This window comes from Streptomyces sp. ActVer, from assembly GCF_027270795.1.
Classification (GTDB): Bacteria; Actinomycetota; Actinomycetes; order Streptomycetales; family Streptomycetaceae; genus Streptomyces; species Streptomyces umbrinus_A.
The window spans coordinates 1-3,620 of the sequence record NZ_JAPWHT010000693.1 but is presented as its reverse complement, the minus strand read 5'-3'; the positions used below and the strand labels follow the sequence as shown (position 1 = coordinate 3,620).

The following is a 3,620-nucleotide window of genomic DNA, read 5'->3' as shown; positions in this document are numbered from 1 at the left end:
GCCTCGGTACCGGCCGCCCGCCGGTGCCCGTTCTCCGTCGCGTCCCGCAGCCCGAGCGCGGGCGCCACCGCCTCGGCCTTGCGGGCCCGCTCCATGCGCGCCTGGGCCTCCCGGTGGGCCCCGGACCGCTCCTCAAGCCGGGCGGCCCGCTCCCGTGCCTCGGCGAACCGGCGCTGGAGCCGCGCCACTTCCCGTACGTCCTCAAGTACGTGATGCGCGGCGGCCTGGGCCGACTCGGCGGCCGCCTGCGCGCAGTGGGCGACCGTGAACCTCTCGCGGGCCGTGCTCCTGGCGATCGCCGCCCACTCCAGTACGGACTCGGCGAGGCCCGGGTCGCCCGGCGACAGGTCGGGCAGCGGCAGCTCCACGATGTCACCGGCCGCCTGCTGCATGCGGTGGCCGTCGGCCAGCAACTCCGCGTCCGCCGCGCGGACTTGGGTCTCCGCGGCGCGGCGGAGCTCGGCCAGTCGCTGTTCGACGGCGGCGAAGCGGCGGGTGTCGAAGAGCCGGCCGAGGAGCTTGCCGCGGGCCTCGGCGTCGGCTCGCAGGAAGCGTGCGAAGTCGCCCTGGGGCAGCAGCACGACCTGGCAGAACTGCTCGCGGCTCATGCCGAGCAGTTGGGTGATCTCCTCGCCGATCTCCTGGTGGGAGCGGCTGAGGTCCTTCCAGGAGCCCGCCGGCGCGTCGTACTCGCGCAGCCAGCTCTGTGCCTTCTCGGTCGTCGTGCCCGCGCCGCGCTTCTTGGGGCGCTCCCAGGGCGGCTGCCGGGTGAGCTCCAACCGGCGGCCGGCCACGGTGAGTTCGAGGGTCACCTCGGTGCGGGTGGCGGCCAGTGCGTGGTCGCTGCGCAGGGAACCTCCCTGGCGGGCGCCCGGTACGGATCCGTACAGCGCGAAGCAGACGGCGTCCAGGACGGACGTCTTGCCCGCGCCCGTCGGCCCGTGCAGCAGGAAGAGCCCGGCGGCCGACAGGTCGTCGAAGTCGACCTCCTGGGCGCCGCCGAACGGCCCGAAGGCGGTGATGTGCAGCCGGTGCAGCCTCATCGGGCCCCCGCCCCCTCGATGTGCATGTGCAGGTCGTACGTCTTCACCGGGCTCCCCGTGGGGCCCGCCTCACCGGACGGCTCGTACGGAGGGTTCACCGGGCGACCTCACGGACCGTGTCGTCGGCGCGTACCGTGTCGAACACGTCCTGGAGCACGGCCTGTTCGCGTGCGTCGGGTCCGGCGCCGCGCACATGGGCCACGAAGTCCTCCGCGATCTCCTGGTCGCTGCGGCCGGCCAGCCGCCGGGCGTACGAGACGTCGGGGTCGTCCGGTGCCCTCTCGGGCTCGAAGACGAGGCTGAGCGTGTGCGGGAAGCGCTCCGCGAGCCGGGCCATGGGATCGGCGGGGCGCACCGGGTCGGTGAGCGTGGCCTCGACCCACGCCTCCTCGTGCCGAGCGAGGTCCGGATCGACGAGCAGGTCCTCCAGATGCCCCCGGACACGGGCGAGGGTGCGCGGCACCGGGCAGTCCAGGCGCTCGGCCGCGACCGAACCCTCGGCTCCCAGGTCGACGAGCCACATGGTCTTGCGGTGGTCGCTCTCCGAGAAGGAGTACGGCAGCGGCGATCCCGAGTAGCGCACGCGCTCGGTGATGGTCTGGCTGCCGTGCAGATGCCCGAGCGCGGCGTAGTCGACGCCGTCGAAGACCCCGGCCGGTACGGCGGCGACCCCGCCGACCGTGATGTCCCGTTCGCTGTCGCTGGCCTCGCCGCCGGTGACGAAGGCATGGGCGAGGACGACGGAACGGGTGCCACGCGCGCGCGTGGCGAGGTCGGCGCGGACCCGGTCCATGGCTGCGGCGAGCACGGCCTCGTGGCCCGCCTTCTCCACTCCGAACTCGTCCTTCACCAGCGCCGGTTCCAGATACGGCAGTCCGTAGAAGGCCACCTCACCGAACGCGTCCTCCAGCAGCACCGGTGTGCCGCACGCCGAGGGGGCGGTCCGCAGATGGATGCCCGCGCGGTCGATGAGTCCGGCGCCGACGCCGAGGCGGCGCGCCGAGTCGTGGTTCCCGGAGATCATCACCGTGGGCACTCCGAGGTCCGCCAACCTGTGCAGGGCCTCGTCGAAGAGCTCGACCGCGGCCAGCGGCGGCACCGCCCGGTCGTACACGTCCCCCGACACGACCACCGCGTCCACGTCGCGCTCGCGCACGGTCGTGACGAGGTGGCCGATGAACTCGGCCTGGGCACCGAGCATGTTCACCCGGTGGAACGCCCGGCCCAGATGCCAGTCGGAAGTGTGCAGAAGCCTCATGATCCCCGAGACTAACGGCCGGGTCGGACATCACGGGCGGCTACTCCCGTATCGGCCCGCTACGGGAGCCTCTGCTCCTCTTTGCGCCTCTGTGGCACCTGAGCCCTTGTGTGTCCCCGTATGCGCTGCGCCCTATACGTCCCCGTATGCCTCGCCGCCCAGTTCGAAGCCGGCGGTCCCGGCCGTGACGTCGGCCAGCCAGCCCCGGAAGGCCTCGACATCGGCGTCCGGCAGCCCGATCTCGATGGTGACGGCCTCTCCGTAGCGCACGTCGCGCACCTCGCGGCCGGTCGACCGCAGATCGTTCTCCACCTTGCCCGCCCGCTGGTGGTCGACCGTCACCGTGGCCAGACGAAAGCGTTTACGTGTGATCATGCCGAGGGTGTCCAGGGCCTCGCCCACGGCGCCGCCGTAGGCCCGGATGAGACCGCCCGCGCCGAGTTTGACGCCCCCGTAGTAGCGGGTGACGACCGCGACGACGTACCGCATGTCGCGCCGGAGCAGCATCTGGAGCATCGGGACGCCCGCCGTGCCGCCCGGTTCCCCGTCGTCGCTCGCCTTCTGGACGGAGGCGTCGGCGCCGATGACGTACGCGAAGCAGTTGTGCGTCGCGTCGGCGTGCTCCTTGCGGACGGCGGCGAGGAAGGCCTGGGCCTCCTCTTCGGTGGCCGCCGGCGCCAAAGCGCAGAGGAAGCGTGAGCGGTTGACCTCGGTCTCGTGCACGCCTGCGCGGGCCACCGTGCGGTACTCGTCCTGCATCGGGCCAGCGTATGCGCTGCACGCGCGCGTGCGGCCGTCCGGTCCGCCGCGACCGGCCCTCCTCGCGGGCGGGGCCCGGCTCACCGTCGGTCCGGGCTGCTGCCCCGCCTGCTGCCCCCTACCGTCCCGGCTTCTGTCCCCGCGGCACGATCATGTCGGTGAGCAGTGCCGTGCCGGGTCCGAGGGAGCCCCGGTCGTCGCCGTGTTGGACGAGGACCGCGATCGCCGACGTGGGGAACTTCGTCCGTACGTCGTCCAGCGCGTCGTCGAGGCTGTCGCCGGCCAGGGTGAGCACCAGCTCCTCCAGACCGGGGTTGTGCCCGACCAGCAGCAACGTCTTGGTGTGCGCGGACACTTCGCGCACCACGTCGAGCAGTTCGGGCACGCCGGCCCCGTACAGCCGCGGGTCGTGGCGTACGGGAGGCGGTGTGCCCCACTGTCCGGCGGTCAGCTCCCAGGTCTGCCGGGCGCGTACGGCGGTGGAGCAGAGCGCCAGGTCGGGCAGGCAGTCGATGCCGGCGAGCGCACGGCCGGCGGCCGGGGCGTGGCCGCGCCCGCGC

At 73.1% G+C, this 3,620-nt stretch carries 4 protein-coding genes; all 4 read right to left on the bottom strand.

Features of this window, described 5'->3' with window-relative positions; all coding sequences use genetic code 11:
* Nucleotides 1–1,043 (bottom strand): SMC family ATPase (locus O3Q52_RS50600; RefSeq protein WP_269655162.1); only part of this gene is annotated, 1,043 nt, incomplete at its 3' end.
* Between the two features lie 94 nt (nt 1,044–1,137).
* Complete coding sequence (locus O3Q52_RS50595) at nt 1,138–2,301, bottom strand: exonuclease SbcCD subunit D (protein ID WP_269655161.1); 1,164 nt, start codon at nt 2,299–2,301, stop codon at nt 1,138–1,140.
* A 132-nt stretch (nt 2,302–2,433) separates the two neighbouring features.
* Nucleotides 2,434–3,060, bottom strand: coding sequence for a YigZ family protein (locus O3Q52_RS50590; RefSeq protein WP_269655160.1), 627 nt, complete (start codon nt 3,058–3,060; stop codon nt 2,434–2,436).
* A gap of 118 nt (nt 3,061–3,178) precedes the next feature.
* Nucleotides 3,179–3,620 (bottom strand): histidine phosphatase family protein (locus O3Q52_RS50585; protein WP_269655159.1); only part of this gene is annotated, 442 nt, incomplete at its 5' end.

What these genes read in the sequence shown, in the direction of transcription:
- O3Q52_RS50590 (WP_269655160.1), bottom strand. Translation starts at nt 3,060, where the DNA reads ATGCAGGACGAGTACCGCACGGTGGCCCGCGCAGGCGTGCACGAGACC.
- O3Q52_RS50595 (WP_269655161.1), bottom strand. Translation starts at nt 2,301, where the DNA reads ATGAGGCTTCTGCACACTTCCGACTGGCATCTGGGCCGGGCGTTCCAC.